We start from the raw sequence: 25,934 nt of genomic DNA, 5'->3' as shown, positions 1-25,934 counted from the left end.
TGACGAAAGCGGCTCTCAATCCGAGGAGGCGATGCCGTTCTTGATCCGTGTGAGGCGGCTTTCGCCTTCCTCCGGGCCGAAGCAGCTTTCGAAATCATTGCATTCCCGGCAACTGGGCGCGCTGCACAGCGAAAAACCTTCGGCCTCGCAGAGCTTGCGGTAAAGGTATTTCTTCCATTTCATGTTTTGGGTGTTGCCGGCCGCCAGCGTCGGAAAATGCGAGGCGAGCATGCGGCCGAGCTCGGTACGATTAAAAAGGCCAAGGTCCTGCCAGAGATGGTCATTGCGCATGGCACGCCGGGCGATGATCTTGGCGAAGCGGGCGCTCGCCGGGTCGCCCGGCCGGGCATGCGCCAGCAGCAGTCCGCGCAGAAGTTCTTCCTCCAGCTCCGGCTCGGGCTCGCTCACCTCTTCCAAGGCAAACGCGTTGAGAGAAATAGCAGGGAAACTGCGGGCCAGGACATCGCGCAGCTCGGCGCGCGAAAGGCCGGTTGCCTCCGTCGCCGTCGCCTCGCCGGCCTCGATTTCCTTGAGCGCACGTGAAAGCACACAGGCAAGCACATGCTGGTCGAACCTCCTCTCCAGCTCGATCTGCGGCCATTGGCCGGTGCTGAGCCGGGCATAGTGCTGGGCAAACATGGTGCCGTTCTCCTGGTTTGTCCTATGAAGTCATGCAGCGACCTGGCCGGCCGCAACATGGGTCGGGCAGTTCTTCGGGCAGAAGCGGGCGCCAGGCTCCGCAGCCAATGCAAAGGCCGGCATGTCGACGGCCATGACCACGCGATTGAGCTCGCCACCGAAATCGTATCCTCGCCGTGGCAGACGCTGAGGATTTCACCCGCATCACCGACGCAGTAATGATGCATGACCTCGCGCGAGCAGACTTTGAGACAGCGGGAGCAGCCGATCCAGGCCCTGCCATCGATACCGGTCAGATATTGCGGCATCCGTCTGAAGCCCTCACAAGTGATGAAAGGGAGTGTCTTCGTGAATTCTCCAACCCAACCGAGCTCTTGCAGCTGCTGAGCGCACGCAGGCCAGCGCAATGCTGAAGCCGCATCCTCACTGTGCGAACAGGTGAACGCTGCGCTCCGGCCGGAGGCCATAGGAACAGCGATTGAAGCTGCGCCGACCGCCATTTACGTCCGACGGGAAGGCGAAGCCTCGACCTCCAACACGAAGTGGACGACATTTACTTCGATGTTGCCGGTCATTTCTCGCGTCGCGACCGGGATGTTATGCTTGGAGACGTGATGCTTGCGAGCCCCCAGCTCTATGGAACTGGCTCGGTCCTGGCCGATTTCGGCGAGCACTGCGGTCGATATTTTCGTGCTCCAGGTCGGGGCGTCGTGATCGACGACATAGGCGACCATGCCCCCATACGAAGAAATCGTGTAGGGATTGCTGGCGTCATCGAACCGTTTCAGCCCCCGCAGCCCGAGGTATTCCGCCTTGATTTCGCGCTCATCGAGTACGGTCTTGGCTTCGATGCGCAAATCGAGTTCGGACTCCCGCATCAAAATGATCGTGTAGTCGGTGGGCTTGGCTTGCTTGCTGATGCCGGGATCCAGGGGCCGCGGGGTCTCGCAAGCTATCGAGATGTGACGGAGATCGACGTCGCCGCTGGCGGGGTCGGAGAGTGCTTGCTGGGCGCGGCGATAGGCGAAAAGGTCCGCCAAGGCACGGCTCACCGCCTCTTCTTGCGGAATCCCGGCCTTGCCCTTGCGGAACCAGTCTTTTTTCGCTTCATACTTAGCCCGCCTGAGCTTCAGTTCGTCGGCAGCGACATGAAGCCCTCCTATGGCATTGCCGAGAAACTCCGCCCACTCAGCGTTCTGTACGGCGCCCAATGTCGAGCGGCTCACTGGACCCAACTCCGAAGAGACCGCCTTAGCGTTGCGGCATCGGTAACGGCCTGGTCGATGGTCCACGCGCTCCTAGCAGAAGTCTTGAAGATATAGGCTCCATCACCGTCCACTGTCGGGACCACTACTGCGTTGCCGATGAAGCCGTTACCCATCGGAGGCTGAACGGACTCCTCGCGGCGTATTCCGAACCGGATACTAATCGGGAAGACCTCGCCGTCTTGTGCCTGAATGTCGACGCTCATGGGCAAGCTCCTGCCGACCGCCGCCCGGAGCTCGGCCTGCAAGCGATCGACATAGCTGCGGCGCGCGGCTTCGCTAACGTTCCTTTGACTGCCTACCGGACACTGGGCGTTGGCGAAATATTGCCGGAACTCCTTGAATTCGGAAAAGGCAGCTTTGAAGTCTTTGCCGGCATCCATGGCGTCGAGGATATCCGTATCGACCTGAGTCGAATTGCCCAATGCTAGGAACTTCTCGTCCGACCAGTCCGTGAACGGGCAAGGAATTGCCAATAGATCGTTCTTCTCGAAGCGAGCCTTATCCATAAGGTAACTGGCGCCGTATATCGACGCGAAGTACCGCACTACGCCGGAATCGATAAAGGCACGGAACGCCGCTTCGAACCCGACAGGAAATGGTATGCTCTTGGCGAACTCGTCCGCTTCCATCGCCGCTACCTGGCTTTTCCTCACGATCACGTTGAAGGTCGATGGATAGAGCACCGGTTCGCTGAAATAGAGCGCCTGGGCCATGCTGCGCGGCACGAGAATGACCTCGCCTGCGAAGTAACCCCTGAATTTCGGTGTCACCTTCCGCAACTGAGCTTGCGTCAAAGCCATGATCTGAACGGACTTTTCCGATCCTTCAGCTACCGGACGGCGTGAAACACCGGCATCCTGACCGCTGCGACCTTTTCCCATCGCAAGACCCGAATTCTCTAAAAAATGCGCCAAGGTCTTGTCGTTGAAATTGGACCAAACCGTCAGGGCGTCGTGCATGCGGCGATCGAAGTCACTCAGGATAGCTTGGGTGAACCACCCGCTTTTGCCTACCCCGAAATCGTTTGCCCTCTGATATTGAACCTCGGAATCCGAGGCTAGTAAGCTCCAAACCTCGTTCGTTCTGCCACCGGGCAGCGAGGACAGAAGCGGGCGGTAAACCGCGACCTTGTCATCGGCTTTCGGCTGGCGGTTCGTGACCACGACCACGCATGCGGAGGCTTCCACGCCCGGGAACAGCTTCCTGCGAAGATGAAACAGGCTGCCGATCCAGCGCAACGTTGTCCGACTTCCGATCGCGTGCGCGAACGGGCCTGCCAACCGACCGATGACCGACCGGGCCGGAAGGATCATGGCAACAGTCGCCTCGTCGGCGGCGAACTTGAATATCGCGAGCCAGAAGAAAAGATCCGACAACCTTGCTTGACCGACAGGCACGTTCGCAAGGCTCAATGCCGTCCGGAAGTCCGCGACGCCAGCGCTTTCTTCGCCGCGCCCCTGATCCCGATTAGTGCGATCCTTCTGGCCGCTCGAGGCCGACCATGGCGGATTGCCGACAACGTGGGTGAACTTGCGGCCGAGAAACTTGGTGGCGAACGCGCTCTCGGAAACGACGTTGTCCGAAAGGTCGGGGAGGAATTTTTCGTCGCCGGCCGCCTCTACAAGCTCGTCAATCGTCGCTTGGCCGACATAATCCAGCAGGGTCAAATAAAGGCTGAAGCGACATACGTTCGCGGCCTGTGCGTGCAACTCGACGCCATGGATGCCCTTGAGCAACAGTGCCTTGGCCAGCCGGATATCCCGAGGTTTCCAGCCCTCGCGAGGCGTATACCGTTCCATCAGCCGCCGGAACGCGCCGACTAGGAACAGCCCCGATCCGGCTGCGGGATCGACTAATTCGGAGTCGGAGGTGATCGGGACGACCGCCTCCACCCGATCCAGTACGTGGTCCACCAGGTGCGGTGGGGTATAGAACACACCGTCATCCCGCTTCTGCTTAATGTCTTCGATTTTGATGAAGCGTTCGTAGATGGCCGAGATCGTTTCCGTGCGCAGGATCGAAAAGGACACGTTGAAAAAGCTGTGTTGGATACCGTCGGCCGTGATGGTGTCGCCGCAACGCACCACCCGATGGATCAGCCGGCAAAGGCCATCCGTCACCAGGTCACGCTGATCGTTTTCTATCTTGAAGACACTGCCGTTGATAGCGCCGTCGACGATGTCGAAAGCGGCCAACGCATCGCTTGCGGACCACGCCCCGTGAACGTCGTCATAGGGATTTTCGGAAAAGATCGCTTCGACGAAGGGCGGGAGCGACGGGGTGTCGTTGCCGGCCAGCTTCCGTGAAAGCCAAGCCGATGCAAGGATGCCCCGGTCCGCCAGCACGTATGTGTAGAGGAACTTGCCGATCACCGCGTTGATGAGGTTCTGATGCCCTTCCAGGACGGGAAAGTTCTTCTGGGCCAGTACGTTCAGCGCTTCAATGGCATCGACCAGCTGATTGTCGACACTAGAATCCCGATGAATATCAAGGTCGCGCCAAGTCAACGACGACGCGATCCGGTTGGCGCTGTAGTACAAAAGGGCGGCGGGCAATTCCGCAACCGTTCCGTTGAGCCGCACCTTGATAGGGTCGATTTCGGGTGGTTGGAAACCACCGCAGACAAGCACTTCGTCCGCACAGACGATCAATAGGAACGGCACGACCCCCTGGCTCCATACCAATCGGCGCAGGTGGGCCACTTCGTCCGGAGATTCGGCACTGGCGAGATACACGATGGGCTTGAGCGACGCTGGCCGAAAACCGTCTTCGAGCGCGAAAACGCCGTGGATTTTCATAGCGCTCAGGGCCTGCCTAACGACATACGGAAGCGTCGGAAGCCGGGAAAGGTCGGCCAATTCGAAATATGTCTGGCGCTTGGAATAACCCAGCAGGTCGCGAACCGCCGTGAGGCGGTCGTGCATCCCGGGCTGCATGGTGGCCTGTTCGCTCAATTCCCTCAACTCTACGGAACCACACGGCACTTCCGCGCAACGCACGGTACAACGTCTAAGCTTTTGAATCCATTAACAAATCAAAAAATCAAAAGCTCAGCGTCATCAATGACTTAGCTAGTTGCGGAACCTCAATAGGTTGTCCCTCTCCAGCCCCAGGCGACTGATGGGCGGTTTTAATCCTAAGGTGTAACTGCCCAGGGGGGCGTCTCCGGCCTTGAGGTGCTGACTTGAATGGGGTCCTATTCAACCCGCGCAGCCGGTGTACGGTCGAGTTCCAGCGCACGTTCAGGACAGGATCGCGCGCCCCGCGATGCAGGCAGTTCCTCCCCTTTCGCAACTTCAATGTCACCAGGCAGGATGTAGCCCTCGTCATCAAGCTTGAAGATGTCCGGCGCTTGCGCCGCGCATCGCGCGTGACCCTGGCATTTGGCCTTTTGGACGATGATGCGCATGGCGCTGCCTCCATTGTCTGTGCCCCGGCTCGGGGCGGGCCTAAGACCAGTCCAGGATCAAATTTTCGATCCCGAACACATGGCCGCCAGAGGTTATCGGTGCCGTACCCTGCTTGATCCTGAAAGCCGGGATGCGCGCCAGCCACTCCTCCAGGCCAATGACAATCTCCCGCCGGGCAAGGTGTGAGCCAAGGCAACGGTGGGGACCATAGCCAAACGCTGCGTGGCGGTTGTTCTCCCGCTCCAAATCGATCGTGTTGGGGCATTCGAATTCCGCCGGGTCACGATTGGCAATCATCGTGGCGCAGGAAACATAGTCCCCCTTCCGGATCGGCGCGCCTTCGAAGTCGATATCTTTCGTAGCCACGCGGATCAACTGAATGGGCGGATAGGCCCGCAGCAATTCTTCGGTTGCGAGCGGGATGCGGTCCGGTTCGCTCCGCAGCAATTGCTGATCTTTGAGGTTGCGCGCGAGGTACGCCAAGTCAAAGCCTATAGCTGCTGCGACCGTGTCGAGCCCAGCGACGAAGACAAGCACGCCGATGCCGCGGACTTGGGTGTCCGTCAGCCGGCGGCCCTCGACCTGTGCCTGCACGATAAAGGTCATGAAATCGTCAACCGCCTCCTGGCGGCGCATGGCTGCAAGTTCGTCGATGAATGCCACGATCGTCCGGGCAGCCACAGGTCGTTCCTTATCGTCGCCGTGGAGCAGATCTTTCCCCCAGCCGACGAATGTATCGAGTCGGTCATCGGGCAACCCCAGAAAGCGAAGAAAGGTGCTCACCGCGAAAGGAAAGGCAAAATCCTTCATCGCGTCGCAGCTTGTGCCCGATGCGACAATTCTATCGATCAGCATGATTACTTGCTCGCGGACAGCCGGCTCCAACACCCTCACCCGCTTTGGCGAAAGCAGCGGACTGAGCAGTGAGCGAAAGACGCCATGGGCCGGTGGATCGAGCTCAAGCGGGATCGTCGGCCAGTTTTCACCCAGTATGGAGGAGAAGATGCTGCGATGGCTGGAAAAAGTCTCTGCGTCCTGCAGCACCTTCCGCTGGTCCGCGGCACGGGTGATGACCCAGGTACCCCGGCCATCTTGCGTGTTGTAGCGGGAGTAAAAGATCGGAGGCCCGTCATGTACGCAAGCGACAGCTGCGTGTGGATCCCCGTTGAGTGTTGGTGGCATCCCTGGCGATGTAAACAGGCTGAAGTCCCTCACCATTTCGGGCGGGACATGATCTGGAACGGGGTTGGTCGCCATTTTGTTTTCTCTACATTGGCGTTCATGGCTCGATTGAGATTGCACCGCTGTTCATAAAGTCGATTTCCAGCATGGGCACGTCTCTTGTCGGGCGCCTTCTAGATTCTGTCGCCTGATACAGCCCACCTGCACCAGCGCGGATGAGATCGGTTGCGAAGTCGATCAGAAGGGGCATCTCCGCCGCGCTGCGGTCATGAAGCAAAGCCGCCGCTTATCCCCGTTAGGGTTGAGAGGCTGGTCAATCACCTCTGAGCACCGTGACGCACTGCTGATGCCCTGCTGATCAAATTGTCGAAGCAAGTCGCGTGCCGGATAGGCGTACCCATGGCGCTGCACCAATCAATGCCAGCCTGCACTGGGCCCGCCGCTGATGATCACCTGTCCATCATTCTTAGGACAACGTCCGACAACCGACATCCGTGGTCGGTTTTGTCGAGTCCGCGACATAGGGCTGTTCGGCTTGGCTGCTGCTGCACAGCCTTCCGGTCGACGAGCGAGGAGATCGCTCGCACGGCCCGGATTGAGCTACGACGCGATCCAGCGCAAGGATCGGGTGCGGTCCGACAATACCCGACGGCGCTTGCGCGCGATGATCGGAAATATCAACAAGGTCGAGCCGCGCTTCGGTTCGGCGCTGATGGCGTATGCGTTTTATCGCTCGCAGGCGCTGCAAGGATTTTCGGTCAGACGGCGATGCACTCGTGCGCAGCAGTCCGGCCGGCGACGAGCTTGACTGTATCGATGCGGTCAATTCCGGCGTGCACACCTAACCGTCCGTATGCGCTACGACCTCGCAGCCGCTGTCGCAACGTGGTGCCGAGTCCTATGGCGGCCGGTTCAATCCGAGGGCCTGTCAGCACTCTACACATCCCTGTAGGTCGGACCGGGAACACGTGGTAGACTCTCGGCCAGAAACCGCCAGTCGCTGCGCTCGCGTTCGCCTTCCTTGCGCGTGCCGAAGAACTGGATGATCATCTTGCCGTCGGCGCCATAGGCTTCAATGGACGTGACGTGACCGTCCCTCGTCGGCTTGCGCACGGCCCAGACCTCGCGGATGTGATGGGTCCTAAGATGCAGATGGAAGGTCTCGTCGAGCACATTGATCCGCGGCCCGATCTGCTTGACCGACTTGATCGGGCCGGAATGGATCTGGATGCAACCATGATTGCCGACAAAGCACATGATCGGCATCTCGTCTTCGGCCGCCTGTTGGAACAGGGCGCCAACGGCATCATTGTCGAGCAGCCAGGCGTAATCCTCGTCGGCCATACGCATCGCCTGGCAGCGGCTGAGCTTCAGTGCCTTCAACATATGGTAGAACTGATGCACGTCGCTCAGCCGGCTCCAGTGCTCGCGTAGGTCGTCGACCGTGGCGGCTTGGTCTGGACTCACTGCGTTATCGCGCGCCCCGCTCGCCTCGACCGATATGATCGGCTCCTGGTCGGAGGATGCGAGCTCTGCCGCCAGATTCTGATAGGCCTGCAGGTTCGAGGCGGGCCTGAGATGTACTTTGTGCATCGCCTCGCCGGTGGCATCAAAGAATTGCAGGCTGCGGCGGATCTCGGCTCCCTCGCGCTTCTCGACGGCGAAGCCATACGCCCACGCTTTCGGGAAGATGCGCAGGTCGATCTCGTCGCCGAGCACCATGGCATGCGGGTTGCCGGTGACCACTTTGTCGTAGACGCCGATCTTTTGGTGCACGGCACTTTGGTTGCGGGTGACCGCCATCACCTCGCCGACCGCTTCGAGGCCGGTCAGCAGATCATCGACGCGCGGCTCGATGCGCAGCGCGCCGTGACCACAATGCGCCGCGACCAATTCGGCTTCCGAAATGCCCAATCGAGCGGCGAGATCATGCTCCCGGATTTTCGGATTGTCTTCGCACGCCCGCCGGATTTCGTCCGGCGACGGTTTCTCGCGCTGGTCCATGTCTTACCCCTGCTTCCACCTACGTGTAAGGATCAGCTGCCCTGCCGGGGAATCTTCAGCCGATAAGGCGTGCCGTAATGCTCGACCCTGATCTGCTGCTGGCCCGTGAACAAAGTGTCGCTGGACAGCGTGCGCACGTCGTCGCACCCGCGCGAAAGCCGGGGGTGCTGTCGGAGCGGCGAGACCCGAGTGACTCGAGCAGGCACATGCCGATGGAATTTCATCGAGCCGGTCGGCGGCCACTGGGCGGTGGTGAGCGATTGTCGGTGCTGTCGCAATCGGCCAAGCGGGCATTCGGACGCCACGGGCGGCGCTGCTTTGCCAAACGAAGCGCATCTGACCCAGTCCTGACATGTTGCTCCCTTGCTTCGCCGCATCGATCGCGAGGGCACCCACGACACGATTGTGGATCGGCAGTCTATTGCCGCCTCGCCAGTGGAGCTTCAAAAACTGTGCCAATTGCGCCGAAGCAAGCTCAGAAGGAGTCTTCTGTAATGGTCATTGGTTTAATGTGAGTTCAGCCAACAACTCAGGCCCAACATCCCGCGTGGCGGACCCGACAAACCCGACAGTACGTGTCGGTTGGCCGACACCTTCGCAGCAATGGACTCACAAGAACCACCGCAGGGTCAGAGATGCCGCGCTGTGTTGAAATATTTTTTCGCTTTGGCACGGTGCATGCAACGTGGTGCGCAAGCAGGTCCCGGACTGAGGAGAATGGAGCCATGATTACGCTCACCGACAACGCTGTTGCCGCCATCAAGACTGCTCTTTCCCGCGCCAGCGAGCCGGCGGAAGGCTTTCGCATCATGGTCCAGGCCGGCGGCTGCGCCGGCTTCAAATACTTAATGGGCCTGGAGAGCGTGTCGCGCGAGGGCGACGCGATCACCGAGACAGATGGGATCAAGCTGTTCGTGGACGCGGGCTCCCAACCGCATGTCGCCGGCATGACCGTCGACTTCCTCACCGGGCTCGAATCTTCCGGCTTTGTCTTCGATAACCCCAACGCGCGCGAGAAGTGCGGCTGCGGCAAGTCCTTCAGTTGATCGCCCGAAGCGCCTGTGCGGGTCCATGAAGCGATTGCCGTTGACGGACTCATTTGCGGCAGAGGAGGCTTATATGGCCGGCACAACAGATGTCCCTGTCCTCAAGAACAAGGCAAGGTCGAAGCCGATCTTGGGACCGGCAATCGCTTCAGGTAGGATGCAAAGAACGTCGCCTCCCGAAACAGTTCGGTTCCTGGTGGCACCCAAGCTGCTGGCGGCCAAATCGCGCCGCTGCGCCAAATTCGGCTTATCGATAACGTTGTCGTGTTCGGGTGTCCTTACCTGCGGGCTGACGGCGGCCACTGCGGGCATGTCGACGCCGATCCGGTCTACGTCAAACTCTCGGGCGTCCGCGCCGGCTGCCAGTTCGGGCCCATCATCATCAACGGCATACGCCAGAGGCTCAATGAGGCGGTCGCGCGCTCGCGTCATTCCGGTCAACTGAGGATCGCACATGAAACCTGTCTACCTCGACAACAACGCAACCACACGGGTCGATCCTGAGGTCGTGCAAGCGATGTTGCCGTTCTTTAGGGATCAATTCGGCAACCCTTCGTCGGCGCATGCTCTCGGCGCCTCAGTCAGTGCGGCGGTGAGAAAGGCGCGGAGGCAGTTGCAAGCTCTGATCGGCGCGGAGTTCGACGATGAGATCACCTTCACCTCGGGTGGGACAGAAAGCGACAATGCAGCGCTTCTTTCGGCGCTCGAGGCGGCGCCCAACCGAACCGAGATCGTGACGTCCGCGGTCGAGCATCCCGCCGTGCTGACGCTCTGCGCGCATCTTGAGAAGACCCGCCGCGTCAAGGTGCACAGGATCCCGGTGGATTGCCGTGGCCGGCTCGACCTCGACGCCTATATGGCCGCCCTCACCCCACAGGTGGCAATCGTCTCGATAATGTGGGCGAACAATGAGACTGGTGTGATCTTCCCCGTGGCCAGGCTTGCCGAGTTGGCCAAGGAAGTGGGCGCCCTTTTCCATACCGATGCTGTGCAGGCGGTCGGCAAGCTTCCGATGGACCTGAAGTCGACCGCAATCGACATGCTGTCGCTCTCCGGCCACAAGCTGCACGGGCCGAAAGGGATCGGCGCGCTTTTCGTAAAACGTGGCGTCAATTTCCACTCGCTGATCAAGGGGGGCCACCAAGAACACAACCGGCGTGCTGGCACCGAGAATACGCCCGGCATAGTCGGGCTCGGCATGGCGGCCGAACTCGCCTTGAAATTCATGGACGACGAGACCACACGGGTAAAGTCGCTCCGCGACCGTTTAGAGGACGGGATTCTCCAGCGCATCCCAAGCACCTGTGTCACTGGAGATCCCCTGGAACGGTTGCCCAACACCGCAAACATCTCCTTCGAACATGTCGAAAGTGATGGAATTCCACTCCTCCTCAGCCGCGTGGGCATCGCGTGTTCCTCCGGCTCTGCCTGCACCTCCGGCTCTCTGGAACCGAGCCATGTCCTGAGCGCGATGAAAACGCCACACGCGGCAGTCCGCTTCTCCTTGGCGCGGGACAACGGCGAAGCGGATGTCGACCGGGTGCTCGAGGTCATGCCGGCAATCGTGGAGAAGCTGCGTGGCTTTCCCAGTTCTGGGCCGGGTAAGCGAAGCTCCGAAGACGTTCAATCCGGTCTATGCCTGAGCGGCAGCAGAACAGGCTACCGTTCATGACCCGTCATGTCTTTCTCAACGATACGACCTTGCGCGATGGCGAGCAGGCGCCCGGCGTCGCCTTTACCACGACGGAAAAGCTGGAGATCGCCGAGTCTCTTGCGGCGGCCGGCGTCACAGAGATCGAGATCGGCACGCCGGTCATGGGCGCCGACGAGATCGAAACAATTCGCGCCGTGGTCGCGCGGTGTCTCCCGGTTCGGCTCATGGCCTGGTGCCGGATGACGTCGCTGGATCTCGATGCAGCGATCGAGAGCGGCGTCCACGCCATCAATCTATCGCTGCCTGCGTCGGACATCCAACTTGCCGCCAAGCTCGGCCTCGATAAGGCGGGAGCGCTCCAGGTCATCGAACGTATGGTCAGGCGCGCAGCCGCCGCCGGCTTCTTCGTCGCGGTGGGCTGCGAGGACGCCTCGCGGGCCAATCGGGATCATCTCGCCCGCGTCATCGAGACGGCTGCACGCGCCGGCGCAAGCCGCGTCAGGCTAGCCGACACAGTCGGCGTTCTCGACCCGTTTTCGACCTTCGAACTTGTCGCCCAGCTCGTGCCGCAGTCTCCAATCGAGCTTGAATTTCATGCGCACAACGATCTCGGACTTGCTGCCGCCAACACGCTGGCCGCGATCCGCGCAGGCGCGCGCCATGCGTCCGTCACCGTCCTGGGGCTCGGTGAGCGTGCGGGCAATGCCGCGCTGGAAGAGGTGGCCGCCGCGATGGCGGTCTTCGACGGCGCGGATACCGGCATCGAGCTGACCGCATTGCCCGACCTCGCCGCCCAGGTGGCTTGGGCTGCCCGCCGGCAGACCGCGGCCATTAAGCCGGTCGTCGGCGCCGATGTTTTCACCCACGAATCCGGCATTCACGTCGCAGGGCTGCTGAAGGACTCGCGTACTTATCAGGGGCTCGATCCGGCTCTCGTGGGCCGCTGCCGGCGTATCGTCATCGGCAAGCATTCCGGCGCCACTGCGATTGCCCATGTGCTGAGCGAAAGCGGTCGCGATCTCGACCCGGATCTGGCAGCCGCGATGGTGGCCCGCGTCCGGCGCGAGGCGGCCGAGACCAAATCGACCGTCACTGCAACTCAACTGGTCGAGCTCTACGATGGAATGTGCAGCGAGGCATCCCTCGCGGAGCTGTGCGGGTCCAGGTCAGCCGTGCGCGAGCGCACCGACACCACAGTTTTCCGACCAGGGAGAATGCAATGAATTGTTCCGCTGACAGCCGCCCCATCAATGTCACCGACATCCTCGCACGACTGAAGCGCCTGTCGGCTGCGGAGGAGTTCTTCGCAGTCCTTGGCGTCTCCTATGATCCGAAGGTGCTGAATGTCTCGCGGCTCCATATCATGAAGCGCGTGGGCCAATACCTTGCCGAAGAAGATTTCTCCGGTCTGCCCGACCAGGTGATTGCCGCGCGGGTGCGCGCGACGCTCGAACGCGCTTACGAGGACTTCGCGATTTCTTCGCCGCTCACGCATCGGGTCTTCAAGGTGCTCAAAGACCACGATCCGAACAAACCTGCCACGCCGGGCCGCACCTTTGTCCCGTTCGACTCCGTACTGAAGCGGTTCGGACAGGAATGACCGCGACACGGGTTGCGACGCGACAATGTCGAGAAGCCGACAAATCCGGTCATCACCACGGCGCCCTCAGAAGCAACCAAGCTAAGTTCTAGGAATAGGGGGCAGCGCAAAACAGTTGGCACGAATGATGCGCACCAAAGAGATAACCGCCAAGCCCCCATCCGGACAGGAGCCTAGAGAAACCGCCAATGCACATCGTAATCTGCATCAAGCAGGTGCCGGACTCGGCACAGATAAGGGTCCATCCGGTGACGAACACGATCATGCGCCAGGGTGTTCCGACCATCATCAACCCTTACGACCTGTTCGCCCTCGAAGAAGCCCTCAGACTGCGCGACGCCTATGGTGGCGAAGTCACCGTGCTCACTATGGGTCCGCCCATGGCAGAGGACGCGCTGCGCAAGGCGCTCGGTTACGGCGCCGACCGAGCGGTGCTCTTGACCGACCGCTATTTTGCCGGCTCCGACACGCTGGCGACCTCGTTCGCCCTTTCCCAGGCAATCGCGAAGGTTGGCGAGACGTTCGGCACGCCAGACCTCGTCTTCACCGGCAAGCAGACGATCGATGGCGACACCGCCCAGGTCGGGCCCGGCATCGCCAAGCGCCTCGGACTCCTGCAACTGACCTATGTCGCGAAGATCGCCTCTATTGACCTTGCTGCACGCGAGATCAGGGTCGAGCGCCGCTCCGAAGGCGGCACACAGATGCTGAAGAGCAGGCTCCCTTGCCTCATCACCATGCTGGAAGGCACAAACGAGATCCGCCGGGGCTCGATCCAGGACGCCCTGTGCGCCGCGCGCAGCCAGGTCTTGAAATGGAGTGCGGCCGACGCCGGCATTGAGGATCTCACCAAATGCGGCCTGCGCGGTTCACCGACGGTGGTCAAGCGCGTTTTCGCGCCTCCTGCGCGAGCGGAAAAGGCGACAAAAATCGACACCGCCGAGATGGCCTTGCGCGATGTCGCTGACGAACTCATCACGGCAATCTTCACCCGCCAGCCGGCATTGGAACATGAGCTCGCCTTCAACGGCGGCGCGTGAGAGGGCAAGGAGCAGACGATGTCGACCGCGAACCGAGAAACCCCTCGCCCTGCCGCCGGCCGTGCCGGCATAAAGAAGGAGCTGCCCGCGCATTTCAAGGACTACCGGCACATTTGGGTTTTCATCGAGCTCGAACGCGGCCAGGTCCATCCCGTATCATTCGAACTGCTCGGCGAAGGCCGCAAGTTAGCAGACAAGCTTCAGGTCCAGCTTGCAGGCGTCGTGCTTGGACCGCCGGGAGAGGCCATCGGGAACGCCGTTGCCGAAGCGTTCGCTTATGGCGCCGACCTTGTCTACATCGTCGAGGCGCCGTTGCTCGCCGACTATCGGAACGAGCCATTCACCAAGGCGATGACGGATCTGGTCAATACCCACAAACCCGAGATCCTTCTTCTCGGTGCCACCACACTCGGCAGGGATCTTGCCGGCTCCGTGGCGACGACCTTGCAGACAGGGCTCACGGCCGACTGCACCGAACTTGATGTGGATACCGACGGTTCGCTCGCCGCCACCCGTCCGACTTTCGGCGGTTCCTTGCTGTGCACGATCTATACGCTCAATTTCCGCCCCCAGATGGCGACAGTGCGACCGAGGGTCATGCCCATGCCGCCGCGGGCGGATAAACCGGTCGGGCGTGTCATCCGGCACAAGCTCTCGGTAGCCGAGGACGAGATCGTTACCAAAGTCCTGGGCTTCCTGCCGGATAGTCAGTCGGCAAAGGCAAATCTTGCCTATGCCGACGTCGTGGTTGCGGGAGGCCTCGGTCTAGGCGCGGCGGAGAACCTGCAGCTTGTGAAGAATCTCGCGCGGGCAATCGGCGCCGAGCATGGCTGTTCGCGCCCGTTGGTCCAGAAGAGCTGGATGCCGGCTGATCGGCAGATCGGCCAAACTGGCAAGACCATCCGGCCGAAGCTTTACATAGCGGCCGGGATTTCCGGCGCCATCCAGCACCGGGTTGGCGTAGAGGGGGCGGATCTCATCGTGGCCATCAACACCGACCCGAACGCGCCGATTTTCGATTTCGCTCACCTCGGGATCGTCACCGACGCGATCCGCTTCCTGCCCGCACTGACGGAAGCCTTCACCCGGCGGCTGTCGCCCCACAGTCGCGATAAGCTTGCGAGCTAAGGATGGACATGATTGAGGAACAATTCGACGCCATTGTTATTGGGGCCGGCATGTCCGGAAACGCAGCTGCTTACACCATGGCCAGCCACGGCCTGAAGGTGCTGCAGTTGGAGCGGGGTGAATATCCGGGGTCCAAGAATGTCCAGGGTGCCATCATGTACGCGAACATGCTGGAGAAGATCATCCCGGATTTCCGGGACGATGCGCCTCTCGAGCGGCATTTGGTTGAACAGCGGCTTTGGGTGATGGACGACACATCCCATACCGGGATTCACTATCGGTCGGACGACTTCAATGAGGCGAAGCCCAACCGCTACACGATCATCCGTGCCCAGTTCGACAAATGGTTTTCGCGTAAGGTGCGCGAGGCCGGCGCGACGGTTCTGTGCGAGACGACCGTGACGGAACTCATCCGTGACGCCAAGGACAGGGTGATCGGCGTCCGCACAGACCGGGCCGGCGGAGCCATTTACGCGGACGTGGTCGTCCTCGCAGAAGGTGTCTGCGGACTCCTTGGCACGCGGGCCGGCCTGCGCGAGATGCCGAAGCCGCAAACCGTGGCGCTCGCCGTGAAGGAAATGCATTTCCTGCCCGAAGAGGTCATTGAGCAGCGGTTCGGCCTCAAAGGCGATGAAGGCTGCGTGATCGAGGCGGTGGGCACGAGCTCCCGCAGCATGGCCGGGCTCGGCTTCCTCTACACCAACAAAGAGTCGATCTCACTGGGCATTGGCTGCCTCGTCTCCGATTTCGCCGCGATGGCCGAGAGCCCTTACGTCCTCCTCGACGCCTTAAAAAGCCATCCTTCGATCCGGCCGCTGATCGCCGGCTCGGAAGTGAAAGAATATTCCGCGCATCTCATTCCCGAAGGCGGCTACAAGGCTATTCCGCAGCTCTTTGGCGACGGTTGGGTCGTGGTCGGCGATGCCGCGCAACTGAACAACGCCATTCACCGCGAGGGTTCGAACCTCGCCATGACCTCCGGCCGCATCGCGGCTGAGGCAATCATCGAGGTCAAGAGCCGCAACGGTCCTATGACCAAACGGAATCTCGCCCTTTACAAAGCCATGCTGGACAAGTCCTTCGTGGTCAAGGACCTAAGGAAATACAAAGACATGCCGGCCTTGCTCCACACCAATTCCTGCAATTACTTCACGACTTATCCGCGGTTGATGTCGCAAGCCGCGCAGAATTTCATGCGTGTCGACGGCACGCCGAAGATCGAGAAGGAAAAGGCGACCACGGCGGCCTTCATCAAGGCGCGCTCGCGCTGGGGGCTGGTCAGCGACGCGGTCCGCCTTGCATTGGCGTGGCGCTGAGGGGAGACGAAATGACGATCGCAGTGACGAAGTCACGTGTCGAGGACAAGCTTTACCAGAACCGCTACTTGGTGGATTCCGGCCGTCCGCATATCAAAGTGCTACCGCACGAGAGGCCAAGCGCGAACTTGCTCGCGCTGACCCACGTCTGCCCGGCGAAATGTTATGAGTTGAACGACAAAGGTCAAGTGGAGATCACCGCCGACGGCTGCATGGAGTGCGGCACCTGCCGGATTTTGTGCGAGACCAGTGGCGAGATCGAGTGGAACTATCCACGCGGCGGCTTCGGAGTCCTCTTCAAATTCGGATGACCGAGGCACGCACCATATCAACAGGGTCAATCTTACACCTGAGGTCGGGACCAAGGCCAAGTCTATCTTTGCTGGAATCGCCTCGCAACGAAGAGAAGCTCGTGAATACTGTGCTTTCACAATTCAGACTCAGACACGAAAGGAGGAGCACTCTGGACGACAACCGCTGAGGTGTTTCCATGGCTCACGTACCGCAAGATCGGGTCGACGAGGTAGCACCTCGGGATACCCGCCCTGAACCGCCCATCAAAAGCATGCCCCAAGCAGATATCGCGCTCAGGGGACTCTACGAGATATCGAAGGTGCTGACCGCCCCCAGCGAGCTGGAGATTACGCTCGCCAATGTCGTGAACATCCTGCCTTCGTTTCTGCAGATGCGTCACGGAGCAATCGTCGTCCTGGACGCTGAAGGAGAGCCGGAGATTGCCGCAACTGCCGGCAATACCCACGCACCTCAATCAGGCACTCGCCGCGTCATACCACAGGCCATAACAGATCAAATCGTCGCTACGGGGACGCCGCTCTTCATACCGGACGTCCGCAAGTCCCAACTATTTCAGGCTGACCTTCAAACATCTTCGAGCAGCGGCACCATCCCAATTGCCTTTATCGGTATCCCGCTAAAGGCTGATCATAAAATCCTTGGGACATTGTCGATCGACCGCGCCGGAGACGGCGCCACCGACTTTCGCGACGACGAGGACACATACTTCCTGACGATGGTCGCCAACCTTGTCGGCCGGACGATCCGTCTCCATCGCATCCTGAGTACAGATCGTCAGCGGTCTGTCCATGAGCAATGGAGACCGGAGAAATCGCCCAACGAGGGGAGGACCTACGACCCTGCCCGGCATGCGGATGTCAAAATCGACGGGATCATCGGGGAAAGCCCCGCACTCAAGCAGGTGCTCGAAACCGTCTCGGTCGTAGCAGGGACCAATTCCACCGTGCTACTGCGGGGTGAAAGCGGCACCGGCAAGGAATTCTTTGCGCAAGCCATCCATAAGCTCTCACGTCGGAGGAAGAAGTCTTTCGTCAAATTGAACTGCGCCGCACTGTCTGAAAGCGTTCTGGAGTCAGAGCTGTTTGGGCATGAAAAGGGCGCTTTCACGGGTGCTATCTCCCAGCGCGCCGGTCGTTTTGAATTGGCAAATGAGGGAACGCTGCTACTTGATGAAATCGGCGAGATTTCGCCGGCCTTTCAAGCCAAGCTGTTGCGTGTCTTGCAGGAAGGCGAGTTGGAGCGAGTCGGCGGCACCAAAACGCTACAGGTCGACGTGCGCCTCATATGCGCCACCAACAAGGACCTCGAGACGGCCGTCATAAAAGGGGAGTTCAGGGCCGACCTTTATTACCGCATCAATGTGGTGCCAATTATCCTGCCTCCGCTCAGAGAGCGACCCGGCGATATTCCACGCCTTGCGAACGCCTTCCTCAATCGATTCAACAAGGAGAACGATCGCGCACTCGCCTTCGCGCCGTCGGCGCTTGACCTGATCTCGCAATGCTACTTCCCTGGTAACGTCCGCGAGCTGGAGAACTGCGTCCAAAGGACGGCGACACTTGCGCGTTCAAGGACGATCACGCCATCCGATTTCGCCTGTAAGAAGAGCCAGTGCCTTTCCTGGCTCCTCTGGAAGCGAGCCGACCGCTCGAATGGCGGCAATACCATCGACGATCTCGCACGGGTCAACGCAGTGCCGGTCGGATTGCGGCTGCCGGCCAGTCGCATCGGTGCCTCCGCAGGCAACGTATCTCCCCTTGCGGCCGGCGATCCGAACGATCCCGCTTGTCCCTCGCGTCTGACGGAACGCGACCGGCTGATCGACGCGATGGACAAGGCCGGTTGGGTTCAGGCCAGGGCGGCTCGTATCCTCGGCCTCACGCCGCGGCAAATCGGCTACGCGCTGCGCCGGTATGGTATCGAGGTGAAGAAATTCTAGACGTCGTGATGACGTCAAACGTAAGCCCGGAGTAGTCTCCCTCACACTCTGCGCGCCCAAGGCTGGTAACCTTCGCGCCCGATTTGCTTGTCCACTGTCGGAAGCCCGACAAAGGTGTGTCGGAGCAATCCGACGGAATCCGACACGAAAGCCAATTCGTGAACCAAAACCGCTCTTTGACATGGCATAGCTCTTGCGGTTCGAACTGCGACATTACCCAGCAACGGAGCCGTTCGATGTCCGCACCGGCAATTTCGCTTGAGAGCCTCAGCACGACATTCGATCACCAGTTGCTTGCCACCGTGAAAGCCGGTGGCTGCGCGTCTTCGTCCTGCGGCTCGTCGATAAAGCCGGACGACACGGATCCGGCTGTCTGGGAGAAGATCAAGGATCACCCCTGCTTTTCAGAAGAGGCGCATCACTATTTCGCGCGCATGCACGTCGCGGTCGCGCCCGGCTGCAATATCCAGTGCAACTACTGCAATCGCAAATATAACTGCGCCAACGAAAGCCGGCCTGGGGTGGTCTCCGAAAAGCTGACGCCCGACCAGGCGCTACGCAAGGTGATCGCGGTCGCCAACGGGGTGCCGCAGCTTTCCGTGCTCGGCATCGCCGGACCTGGCGATGCCTGTTACGACTGGAAGAAGACGAAGGCAACGTTCGAACGAGTCGCCAGGGAAATCCCAGACATCAAATTTTGCATCTCCACGAATGGGCTCGCGCTGCCGGACCATGTCGATGAGCTTGCCGACATGAATGTCGATCACGTGACGATCACCATCAACATGGTCGACCCTGAGGTCGGTGCAAAGATCTATCCTTGGATCTTTTACGACCATCGCCGCTACGTCGGCATCGAAGCCGCCCGGATCCTGCACGAGCGGCAGATGTTGGGTCTGGAGATGCTGACCGCGCGCGGCATCCTCACCAAAATCAATTCAGTGATGATCCCCGGCGTGAACGATGAGCATCTGATCAAGGTGAATAGATGGGTCAAGGAGCGAGGCGCGTTCCTGCACAACCTCATGCCGCTGATTTCGGACCCGGCGCACGGCACGCACTACGGACTGAGCGGGCAACGCGGCCCAAACGCAATGGAGATGAAGGCTCTTCAGGATCGTGTCGAAGGCGGCGCCCAGTTGATGCGCCACTGCCGGCAGTGCCGGGCAGATGCCGTCGGCCTGCTCGGAGAGGATCGTGGCCAGGAATTCACAGTCGACCGGATTCCCGGCGAGGTCACCTACGATGCCAGCAATCGCAAGGCCTATCGGGAGCTGGTCGCGGAGGAGCGCCGTGATCACGTGGCGGCTAGGAGAGAAGCGATCGGATTGGTCAAGGCAGCGAGCCCCGGCAAGTCCCTTCTCTTCGCGGTGGCGACCAAGGGCGGCGGCCGCGTCAATGAACATTTCGGCCATTCGAAGGAATTCCAGGTTTATCAAGCCTCGCCGAGAGGGATCAGTTTTGTCGGGCATCGGAAGGTGGAGCAGTATTGCCTCGGCGGCTGGGGCGGAGAAGCCGCCCTCGATGGCGTCATCGCAGCGCTTGAAGGCATAGATATCGTGCTGTGCGCCAAGATCGGAAACTGCCCGCAGGATCAGCTCGCCGACGCTGGAATCCAAGCCACCGACGCATATGCCCACGACTACATCGAGACCGCAATCAGCGCGATTTACGCGGCCGCGTCTGGGACCCCCGCACTCGCGGCGACGGCCTGAGCGCGTCTCATCCATTCGGACCAGGAGTTAAAATGGCTTTCAAGATCATCGCATCCCAATGCACCCAATGCGGCGCCTGCGAATTCGAGTGTCCCTCCGGCGCGATCAAATTCAAAGGCGAGAGCTATGTGATCGAGCCGCAAAAGTGCACCGAATGCGAGGGAGTCTTCGATGCGCAGCAATGTGCCTCGGTATGCCCGGTGCCGAAGACCTGCGTTCCTGCGTGACGGACATTGGGCCGCCGACATGGTCGGGGATGCCTTCGCAGGACGCCTAGAACGCCTTTGTTCACAATCTGCAGCCTCAAGAGAAATCAGGGAACGGACATGTCGCTCGGACGCGAAGAGGAGGTCGAAATCCGCAGGCCTCCACGATTCATGCCGGGAGAGCGGGTACGTGCCACTCGCCACATAAAGAATGACGGCACCTATCCTGGCAGGGAGATCGGCGAAAATCTCGTGCGGAAGGGCGACGAGGGGTATGTGCGCGACATTGGCACCTTTCTCCAGCAGTTCTTCATCTATGCGGTCGAATGGATCGACCGTGGCACAGTCGTCGGCATGCGAGCGCGTGAACTGATGAGCCTCGACAAAGCCGAGGTGCCCTGCAGTGCTGATAGCAATACCAATGAAGGGACGGCCAGATGAAAGTCATGATCCGCAGGACCGATGCTGGCTTGTCGGCGTATGTCCCGAAGAAGGACCTCGAAGAGCCGATCATCAAGCTCGAGAAGGAAGAGTTGTGGGGCGGAACTGTGACGCTCAGGAACGGGTGGCGGCTCCTCCTACCCGATCTTCCACGGGATACGCGTCTGCCGATCACCGTCGAGGCAAAGAAGGTTTCCGAAGAGGACTGATGCTGCCCCTTGATAGGTGCGTCGCGAGGAACGAGCATGAACACGATCCTGACATCGGGCCACCTGGTCATCGTACGGGACAGTTTTGCCGAAAAGCTGCTTGACCTGGCGAAGGAAGCGCTCGCCGCCGATCAGGTGATCCCCTATCTCGGTCCGGGTCTTCTTGGGTTCAACTGTGCGGAACCGCCTGTGCCACATACGCCGGAGGTCGTTGCCGCGGCACTCAATGCACGGGCGCCAGCCCCTTCCAGGATCCGCACCAATATGTGGTCGGTTGCGCAGTTCATCGAACAGCGCCGGCATCGCCGGACGCTTCAAGCTTGGATGACCGACATATTCGCAGCGCCGGTGGCGCCGACCCTCCTCCACGCCTGGCTCGCAAGGCTGCCGCTCTCCCTCATCATCGACAGCTGGTACGACGGCGCGATGCGCACGGCTCTCGTAGAGACCGGCCGAACGGACGTTGTTGAGATACAAGGCGTCACGCGGGCGAACGAAATCGGTAACATTTGGACGAAAACCTACGATTTGTCCGGGAGGGAACTCGACCCCCGATCGGGGGCAAAGACGGTTCTCTATACACCTCACGGGAGTATTAGGCCGGCGCAAAACTTTCTCGTCGCAGATTCCGACTATGTCGAAGTCCTGACCGAAATCGATATCCAGACACCGATCCCAGACGTGGTGAAGGAACGGCGCATCACCCGTGGATTTTTTTTCGTTGGCTGCCGCTTCAACGATCAGATGCTGCGCACCTACGCCAGGCAGATCATGAAGCGCTCCCGAGGTCCACATTGCGCGGTAATGGACGCGGAAACGCTGACCAGAAACGAAGCGCGTTTCCTTGCGGCAAGCGGAATCACGGTGATCGACATGCCAGTAAGTGAAACCGCGGCTCGGCTTATAGGAACGGGCACTGCTGCAGGTGGTGGACAGGATTAACAATGGCGGGCCCCTTTGATGATTGGTCCTTCGGCTTGCCTCGAAGGCGCAAAATGCAGTCGGGAATACACCCGTGAGCAGTGATGCTATCGGCAGCGCAACGAACGCTCTGAATTCGTTGACCCATGTGGAAGCGGCGCGCTGGGGCCGGGATTTGAGTACGCTGTTGCGCATCACGCGTATGAATTTGCGGCACCCCTGGCAGGTCGCCTTCGCTATGGGCTCGACGGTCCTGGCGGCAATCCTCCAGTTGCTCATTCCCCAGCTTCTCGGCCGGGCCGTCGACCTGACCCAGACAGCCATCGGGGGCGGTGTCGCGGGGACCGCGGCAGGACAAGCGCTCTGGACCCCTGCTCTCCTGCTGCTCGCCGTCAGCGCGCTACGCGGCCTTTTCACGATGGCGCAGAACTATTTTGCCGAAGCCGTCGGGCATCATGTCGCGTACGAACTGCGGCTCGCCTACTACGACAAGATCCAGCGTCTCAGCTTTTCCTTTCACGACCGGGTCCATTCAGGCGATCTGATCACCATCGGAATGCTCGATCTCCAAGGCGTGCGGATGTATTTTTCCACCGCGCTCGTTCGCGTGCTCCTGCTCACCATGCTGATCGGGATCGGCGCCTACATGATGATCTCGACCGATCCCATGCTCGGCCTGGTCGCGCTGAGCTTCGTGCCTTTTGTCGCCTGGCGCTCATCGGCCACACAGCTTAGGCTGCGCGCCACCTGGCTCGACCTGCATGAGCGGCTTTCAGTACTAAGCCGCGTGATGGAGGAAAATCTCGCAGGCATCCGCGTGGTCCGCGCTTTTGCGGCTCAAGCCTACGAGATGCTGAAGTTCGACGGCGCTTCCAAGAACGCGCTCGACCTCGCCCACGACCGCGTTGACATCTACGTGCCCAGCACGTCGGCGATGACCTTGTCCTTCTTTTTCGCAATGGGATTGGTGCTCTGGATTGGTGGCAGCAAGCTCGTCGCTGGCGAGATCAGCGTCGGAACGGTGGCGACCTTCCTGACCTTCATGACAATCCTGCAAATGCCAGTCCGCCAGATCGGCCTCATGGTCAATGCCTTTGCCCGCGCTTCTAGCTGCGGTTCGCGGCTTTTCGGTCTGCTCGACCAGGAGATCACAATCAGGGATGCTCTCGAGGCCAGACCGCTCGAGATAAGCGACGGCACTCTGCGCTTCCACAATGTCTCGTTTGCGTACCCCAGCGCCGAAAACCGCGCCATTCTGAAGAACGTCAGCTTTGAGGCCCGTAGAGGCGAGACGATCGCGATCGTCGGTCCGCCGGGTTCGGGCAAATCGACGATAGCTCATCTGGTCCCCCGCTTTTATGACGTGACCGGTGGCGCCATCACGCTGGACGGCCAGGACATACGCAATGTCACCCTCGCGACGCTTCGCAAGGCGGTCGCCGTCGTACAGCAGGATGCATTCCTATTCACCACTACGATCGAGAACAACATCGCTTATGGCGATCCCTGGGCGAAGAGACAGCGAATCGAACGCGCTGGCGAATTCGCCCAGCTCCACAACTACATCCTCGGGCTCCCAGCGGGCTACGAGACGGTCGTGGGCGAACGCGGCGTCTCTCTCTCTGGCGGCCAGCGCCAGCGTCTCACGATTGCTCGCACCATGATGCTGCGCCCCTCCGTCGTCGTTTTCGACGACTCAACGGCCGCGATCGATGCCGGCACCGAGCAGCGCATCCGCGCGGCGATGGGGCGCTTCGCCAAGGATCGGGTGACGATCATCATCGCGCACCGGCTGAGTGCGCTTGTGCATGCCGATCAGATCCTTTTTGTCGATAACGGCGAAATCGTAGAACGCGGCACGCATCAAGAGCTTTTGGCGAAGCGGGGACGCTACAGGGCCCTTTACGTTCTCCAGACGCGCCCGGGTGATGACAATATGACCCAGTATGGGGGCGCCCGCTGATGGCGCAGGGCCGCGCCGGCGAAGTCGAAGCCGAACGTGACGACGGTAGACGCCCTCCGCGCGCGGTTGTCGGCTCGCACCGCATCGAGGAGGAGATGTTCGGCCGGGCTTTCGACAAGAGCATCCTCCGGCGCATCTGGGCTTTCGTCCGTCCCTATCGGGCCAGGGTAGTCATCACGATTGCAGCAATGCTGATCTTCACCGGGACGCAGCTTCTCATCCCGTTGATCATCCGCTACGCGCTCGACCAGGGCATGAACCCGGCAAGGACCGATCGCTCAGCCCAGCTCGCGGCCGTCGGCGCGTTCGTTTTGGCGATTTTGGTCAATTTCGCTGCCGGCTACATGCAGGAAACCGTGGTTGGGAAAGTGGCCGAAACTGTCCTGTTCGACATCCGCCGCGCCATGTTTGGCCATCTGCAGAAGGTTTCGCTCTCCTTCATGGACAAGACCGAGGTCGGACGCCTCATGTCGCGCCTGCAAGGCGACGTCAACTCCATACAGGAATTCCTCGAAACCTCGGTATATTCCGTAGGCGATGTTGCGCTTCTCTTCGGCATCGTTTTCGTAATGCTGTGGCTCGACTTCCGCCTCGGCCTCCTGACGCTCTCGGTTCTGCCGGTCCTGGTGATCGTCCGCATTGTCTGGCTGCCGCGTGCCCGCGACGCCTTCATGGCCGCACACGAGACTAATTCCGTCGTCAACGGCGCGCTGGCCGAAGCCATTCACGGCGTGCGCACCGTCCAGTCAATGGACCGCCAGCAGGTGAATTTCATCCTTTTTGACGACAAGGCCCATGCCAACCTCAGGACCCACCTGATCGCTGCCAAATATGCACTGGTCATGGTGCCTATCGTCGATGGCCTCACCGGCCTCGCCATGGCCGCCGTTATTGTGGTCGGCGGCTCGATGGTCATGAATGGCCGCATAGATGTGGGCGTATTGGTTGCCTACCTATTTTACATCCAGCGCTTCTTTGACCCGATCCGCTCACTCACCCTGCAATATTCGGTCATGCAGCGCGCCATGGCCTCAGGCAAGCGCCTGACCGATGTGCTCGACGTCAAGATCGATGTTCAGGACAAACCCAATGCCGAGGTGCTTTCGCCCGAAATGGACGGCTCGGTCGAGTTCAGGGACGTCACCTTCGGCTACAATCCGAACCGTTCGGTGCTGAAAAATGTCTCCTTCCGGGTCAATCCCGGCGAGACGGTCGCACTGGTCGGGCCGAGCGGTTCTGGCAAATCGAGCGCGATGGCCCTGGTCCACCGCTTCTATGATGTTCAGCAGGGCCAAGTGCTGGTCGGCGGACATGATGTGCGCGATCTCACCCAGGAATCGCTCGGCCGCCAGGTCGCCATGGTGCTGCAGGAGCCGTTCCTGTTCACCGGGACGGTCTTCGAGAACATTCGATACCACAAGACGGAAGCCACGCGCGACAAGGTGATCGAGGCCGCCAAGGCGGTCGGCGCCCACGACTTCATAATGAGCCTCGCCGACGGGTATGAGACCCAACTTGGCGAACGCGGCGACAACTTATCTCTCGGCCAGCGCCAGCTTATCAGTTTCGCCCGCGCGCTCGTCGCCGACGCCAAGATCCTCGTGCTCGACGAAGCTACCGCCAACATCGACAGCTACACGGAAATGCAGATTCAGAAGGCTCTGATAAAGCTGCTTGAAGGGCGCACTGGCCTCGTCATCGCCCACCGTCTTGCCACGATCCGGGGTGCCGACCGCATCATCGTGCTTCAGAATGGCCAAGTTATTGCGACTGGCAACCACGATCAGCTAATGGCCATGGGGGGCCTGTATTCCAAACTCTACAATCTCAACTACGCCTCCTTTGACGATATTCCAGAACACGATACGACCGTACAAGCCGGCTCCCAGACCTGACGTCTTGGCGGCCTTGTGGTACTGACATTGACTTCGGGCGTGC

The 25,934-nt window shown here is 60.4% G+C and carries 25 protein-coding genes and 1 pseudogene; 17 read left to right on the top strand and 9 right to left on the bottom strand.

The genetic code is table 11. The features are described 5' to 3' along the window. Positions 1-15: 15 nt before the first annotated feature. From NKH17_RS14870 to NKH17_RS14845, 6 genes and pseudogenes are all read right to left on the bottom strand, one after another. Positions 16-639 carry a nitrogen fixation protein NifQ gene (locus NKH17_RS14870; RefSeq protein ID WP_352971253.1) on the bottom strand — a complete coding sequence of 208 codons (624 nt, stop codon included), beginning with the start codon at positions 637-639 and terminating at the stop codon, positions 16-18. 30 nt (positions 640-669) lie between these two features. Then, positions 670-947: pseudogene (fdxB, locus tag NKH17_RS14865) on the bottom strand (ferredoxin III, nif-specific). 192 nt (positions 948-1,139) lie between these two features. Then, positions 1,140-1,865 carry a hypothetical protein gene (locus NKH17_RS14860; protein WP_352857042.1) on the bottom strand — a complete coding sequence of 242 codons (726 nt, stop codon included), beginning with the start codon at positions 1,863-1,865 and terminating at the stop codon, positions 1,140-1,142. After that, the gene (locus NKH17_RS14855) at positions 1,862-4,861 is read right to left on the bottom strand and encodes an N-6 DNA methylase (protein ID WP_352971250.1); all 3,000 of its coding nucleotides are present in this window, start codon (positions 4,859-4,861) and stop codon (positions 1,862-1,864) included. Before NKH17_RS14855 ends, NKH17_RS14860 begins: the two co-directional genes overlap by 4 nt. A 242-nt stretch (positions 4,862-5,103) precedes the next feature. Further along, positions 5,104-5,316: a ferredoxin gene (locus tag NKH17_RS14850; RefSeq protein WP_352971247.1), complete on the bottom strand. Its 213-nt coding sequence runs from the start codon at positions 5,314-5,316 to the stop codon at positions 5,104-5,106. A 40-nt stretch (positions 5,317-5,356) separates the two neighbouring features. Then, entirely contained in the window at positions 5,357-6,574 is a 1,218-nt protein-coding gene (locus NKH17_RS14845; protein ID WP_352971245.1) for a cytochrome P450, read from the bottom strand. A 520-nt stretch (positions 6,575-7,094) separates the two neighbouring features. Here NKH17_RS14845 and NKH17_RS14840 point away from each other — a divergent pair. Next, complete coding sequence (locus NKH17_RS14840) at positions 7,095-7,307, top strand: hypothetical protein (RefSeq protein ID WP_352971243.1); 213 nt, start codon at positions 7,095-7,097, stop codon at positions 7,305-7,307. 128 nt (positions 7,308-7,435) lie between these two features. On the opposite strand, the gene NKH17_RS14835 is transcribed toward NKH17_RS14840, so the two are convergent. After that, positions 7,436-8,503, bottom strand: a complete 1,068-nt coding sequence (locus tag NKH17_RS14835) for a hemin-degrading factor (protein ID WP_352971240.1) — start codon at positions 8,501-8,503, stop codon at positions 7,436-7,438. A gap of 32 nt (positions 8,504-8,535) precedes the next feature. Next, a complete protein-coding gene (gene hemP, locus NKH17_RS14830; RefSeq protein ID WP_352692227.1) occupies positions 8,536-8,640 on the bottom strand; it encodes a hemin uptake protein HemP in 105 nt (34 codons plus the stop codon). A gap of 588 nt (positions 8,641-9,228) precedes the next feature. Between hemP and NKH17_RS14825 the strand changes: the two genes are divergently transcribed. Then, entirely contained in the window at positions 9,229-9,549 is a 321-nt protein-coding gene (locus NKH17_RS14825; protein ID WP_023678237.1) for a HesB/IscA family protein, read from the top strand. Positions 9,550-9,618: 69 nt separating this feature from the next. On the opposite strand, the gene NKH17_RS14820 is transcribed toward NKH17_RS14825, so the two are convergent. After that, positions 9,619-10,005 carry a hypothetical protein gene (locus NKH17_RS14820; RefSeq protein WP_352971238.1) on the bottom strand — a complete coding sequence of 129 codons (387 nt, stop codon included), beginning with the start codon at positions 10,003-10,005 and terminating at the stop codon, positions 9,619-9,621. On the opposite strand from NKH17_RS14820, the gene nifS reads away from it, so the two are divergent. The 15 genes from nifS (at position 10,004) to NKH17_RS14745 (ending at position 25,891) form a co-directional block, all read left to right on the top strand. Then, positions 10,004-11,221: a cysteine desulfurase NifS gene (gene nifS, locus NKH17_RS14815; protein ID WP_352687733.1), complete on the top strand. Its 1,218-nt coding sequence runs from the start codon at positions 10,004-10,006 to the stop codon at positions 11,219-11,221. The genes NKH17_RS14820 and nifS overlap by 2 nt on opposite strands. After that, entirely contained in the window at positions 11,218-12,426 is a 1,209-nt protein-coding gene (nifV, locus tag NKH17_RS14810; protein ID WP_352971235.1) for a homocitrate synthase, read from the top strand. The genes nifS and nifV overlap by 4 nt, the downstream gene beginning before the upstream one ends. Then, entirely contained in the window at positions 12,423-12,803 is a 381-nt protein-coding gene (gene nifW, locus NKH17_RS14805) for a nitrogenase stabilizing/protective protein NifW (protein ID WP_352687734.1), read from the top strand. Before nifV ends, nifW begins: the two co-directional genes overlap by 4 nt. 188 nt (positions 12,804-12,991) lie before the next feature. After that, positions 12,992-13,843, top strand: a complete 852-nt coding sequence (locus NKH17_RS14800) for an electron transfer flavoprotein subunit beta/FixA family protein (RefSeq protein ID WP_352506801.1) — start codon at positions 12,992-12,994, stop codon at positions 13,841-13,843. An 18-nt stretch (positions 13,844-13,861) separates the two neighbouring features. Then, positions 13,862-14,971: an electron transfer flavoprotein subunit alpha/FixB family protein gene (locus NKH17_RS14795; protein ID WP_352720363.1), complete on the top strand. Its 1,110-nt coding sequence runs from the start codon at positions 13,862-13,864 to the stop codon at positions 14,969-14,971. 8 nt (positions 14,972-14,979) lie between these two features. Beyond that, on the top strand, positions 14,980-16,287 hold the full coding sequence (locus tag NKH17_RS14790) for an FAD-binding protein (RefSeq protein WP_352971232.1): 1,308 nt from the start codon (positions 14,980-14,982) through the stop codon (positions 16,285-16,287). Positions 16,288-16,298: 11 nt separating this feature from the next. Further along, positions 16,299-16,598, top strand: a complete 300-nt coding sequence (locus tag NKH17_RS14785; protein WP_352480510.1) for a ferredoxin family protein — start codon at positions 16,299-16,301, stop codon at positions 16,596-16,598. Between the two features lie 179 nt (positions 16,599-16,777). Then, positions 16,778-18,541, top strand: coding sequence for a nif-specific transcriptional activator NifA (nifA, locus tag NKH17_RS14780; RefSeq protein ID WP_352971229.1), 1,764 nt, complete (start codon positions 16,778-16,780; stop codon positions 18,539-18,541). A gap of 236 nt (positions 18,542-18,777) precedes the next feature. Next, positions 18,778-20,256 carry a nitrogenase cofactor biosynthesis protein NifB gene (nifB, locus tag NKH17_RS14775; protein WP_352971279.1) on the top strand — a complete coding sequence of 493 codons (1,479 nt, stop codon included), beginning with the start codon at positions 18,778-18,780 and terminating at the stop codon, positions 20,254-20,256. A 32-nt stretch (positions 20,257-20,288) separates the two neighbouring features. After that, positions 20,289-20,483 (top strand): 4Fe-4S dicluster domain-containing protein, encoded by a 195-nt coding sequence (locus tag NKH17_RS14770; protein WP_023678248.1) that lies wholly within the window; start codon positions 20,289-20,291, stop codon positions 20,481-20,483. A gap of 99 nt (positions 20,484-20,582) precedes the next feature. Continuing rightward, complete coding sequence (locus NKH17_RS14765; RefSeq protein ID WP_352450751.1) at positions 20,583-20,903, top strand: nitrogen fixation protein NifZ; 321 nt, start codon at positions 20,583-20,585, stop codon at positions 20,901-20,903. Continuing rightward, a complete protein-coding gene (gene nifT, locus NKH17_RS14760) occupies positions 20,900-21,112 on the top strand; it encodes a putative nitrogen fixation protein NifT (protein WP_352457024.1) in 213 nt (70 codons plus the stop codon). The genes NKH17_RS14765 and nifT overlap by 4 nt, the downstream gene beginning before the upstream one ends. A 36-nt stretch (positions 21,113-21,148) precedes the next feature. Next, complete coding sequence (locus NKH17_RS14755; RefSeq protein WP_352971226.1) at positions 21,149-22,054, top strand: SIR2 family NAD-dependent protein deacylase; 906 nt, start codon at positions 21,149-21,151, stop codon at positions 22,052-22,054. A gap of 73 nt (positions 22,055-22,127) precedes the next feature. Beyond that, positions 22,128-23,996, top strand: coding sequence for an ABC transporter ATP-binding protein (locus tag NKH17_RS14750; protein WP_352971224.1), 1,869 nt, complete (start codon positions 22,128-22,130; stop codon positions 23,994-23,996). Next, complete coding sequence (locus NKH17_RS14745) at positions 23,996-25,891, top strand: ABC transporter ATP-binding protein (RefSeq protein WP_352971221.1); 1,896 nt, start codon at positions 23,996-23,998, stop codon at positions 25,889-25,891. Before NKH17_RS14750 ends, NKH17_RS14745 begins: the two co-directional genes overlap by 1 nt. Positions 25,892-25,934 lie beyond the last annotated feature (43 nt).

Origin of the sequence: Mesorhizobium sp. M1334, assembly GCF_040317995.1 — a bacterium.
Lineage (GTDB): Bacteria > Pseudomonadota > Alphaproteobacteria > Rhizobiales > Rhizobiaceae > Mesorhizobium.
The sequence above is the reverse complement of the archived record's forward strand: the minus strand, read 5'-3'. Positions and strand labels throughout refer to the sequence as shown.

Bases quoted from the DNA above. Each gene is read 5' to 3' on its own strand.
- NKH17_RS14870 (WP_352971253.1), bottom strand. From the start codon at position 639: ATGTTTGCCCAGCACTATGCCCGGCTCAGCACCGGCCAATGGCCGCAG.
- NKH17_RS14850 (WP_352971247.1), bottom strand. From the start codon at position 5,316: ATGCGCATCATCGTCCAAAAGGCCAAATGCCAGGGTCACGCGCGATGC.
- NKH17_RS14845 (WP_352971245.1), bottom strand. From the start codon at position 6,574: ATGGCGACCAACCCCGTTCCAGATCATGTCCCGCCCGAAATGGTGAGG.
- NKH17_RS14835 (WP_352971240.1), bottom strand. From the start codon at position 8,503: ATGGACCAGCGCGAGAAACCGTCGCCGGACGAAATCCGGCGGGCGTGC.
- NKH17_RS14825 (WP_023678237.1), top strand. From the start codon at position 9,229: ATGATTACGCTCACCGACAACGCTGTTGCCGCCATCAAGACTGCTCTT.
- nifS (WP_352687733.1), top strand. From the start codon at position 10,004: ATGAAACCTGTCTACCTCGACAACAACGCAACCACACGGGTCGATCCT.
- NKH17_RS14820 (WP_352971238.1), bottom strand. From the start codon at position 10,005: ATGTGCGATCCTCAGTTGACCGGAATGACGCGAGCGCGCGACCGCCTC.
- nifV (WP_352971235.1), top strand. From the start codon at position 11,218: ATGACCCGTCATGTCTTTCTCAACGATACGACCTTGCGCGATGGCGAG.
- nifW (WP_352687734.1), top strand. From the start codon at position 12,423: ATGAATTGTTCCGCTGACAGCCGCCCCATCAATGTCACCGACATCCTC.
- NKH17_RS14800 (WP_352506801.1), top strand. From the start codon at position 12,992: ATGCACATCGTAATCTGCATCAAGCAGGTGCCGGACTCGGCACAGATA.
- NKH17_RS14795 (WP_352720363.1), top strand. From the start codon at position 13,862: ATGTCGACCGCGAACCGAGAAACCCCTCGCCCTGCCGCCGGCCGTGCC.
- NKH17_RS14790 (WP_352971232.1), top strand. From the start codon at position 14,980: ATGATTGAGGAACAATTCGACGCCATTGTTATTGGGGCCGGCATGTCC.
- NKH17_RS14785 (WP_352480510.1), top strand. From the start codon at position 16,299: ATGACGATCGCAGTGACGAAGTCACGTGTCGAGGACAAGCTTTACCAG.
- nifA (WP_352971229.1), top strand. From the start codon at position 16,778: ATGGCTCACGTACCGCAAGATCGGGTCGACGAGGTAGCACCTCGGGAT.
- nifB (WP_352971279.1), top strand. From the start codon at position 18,778: ATGTCCGCACCGGCAATTTCGCTTGAGAGCCTCAGCACGACATTCGAT.
- NKH17_RS14770 (WP_023678248.1), top strand. From the start codon at position 20,289: ATGGCTTTCAAGATCATCGCATCCCAATGCACCCAATGCGGCGCCTGC.
- NKH17_RS14765 (WP_352450751.1), top strand. From the start codon at position 20,583: ATGTCGCTCGGACGCGAAGAGGAGGTCGAAATCCGCAGGCCTCCACGA.
- nifT (WP_352457024.1), top strand. From the start codon at position 20,900: ATGAAAGTCATGATCCGCAGGACCGATGCTGGCTTGTCGGCGTATGTC.
- NKH17_RS14755 (WP_352971226.1), top strand. From the start codon at position 21,149: ATGAACACGATCCTGACATCGGGCCACCTGGTCATCGTACGGGACAGT.
- NKH17_RS14745 (WP_352971221.1), top strand. From the start codon at position 23,996: ATGGCGCAGGGCCGCGCCGGCGAAGTCGAAGCCGAACGTGACGACGGT.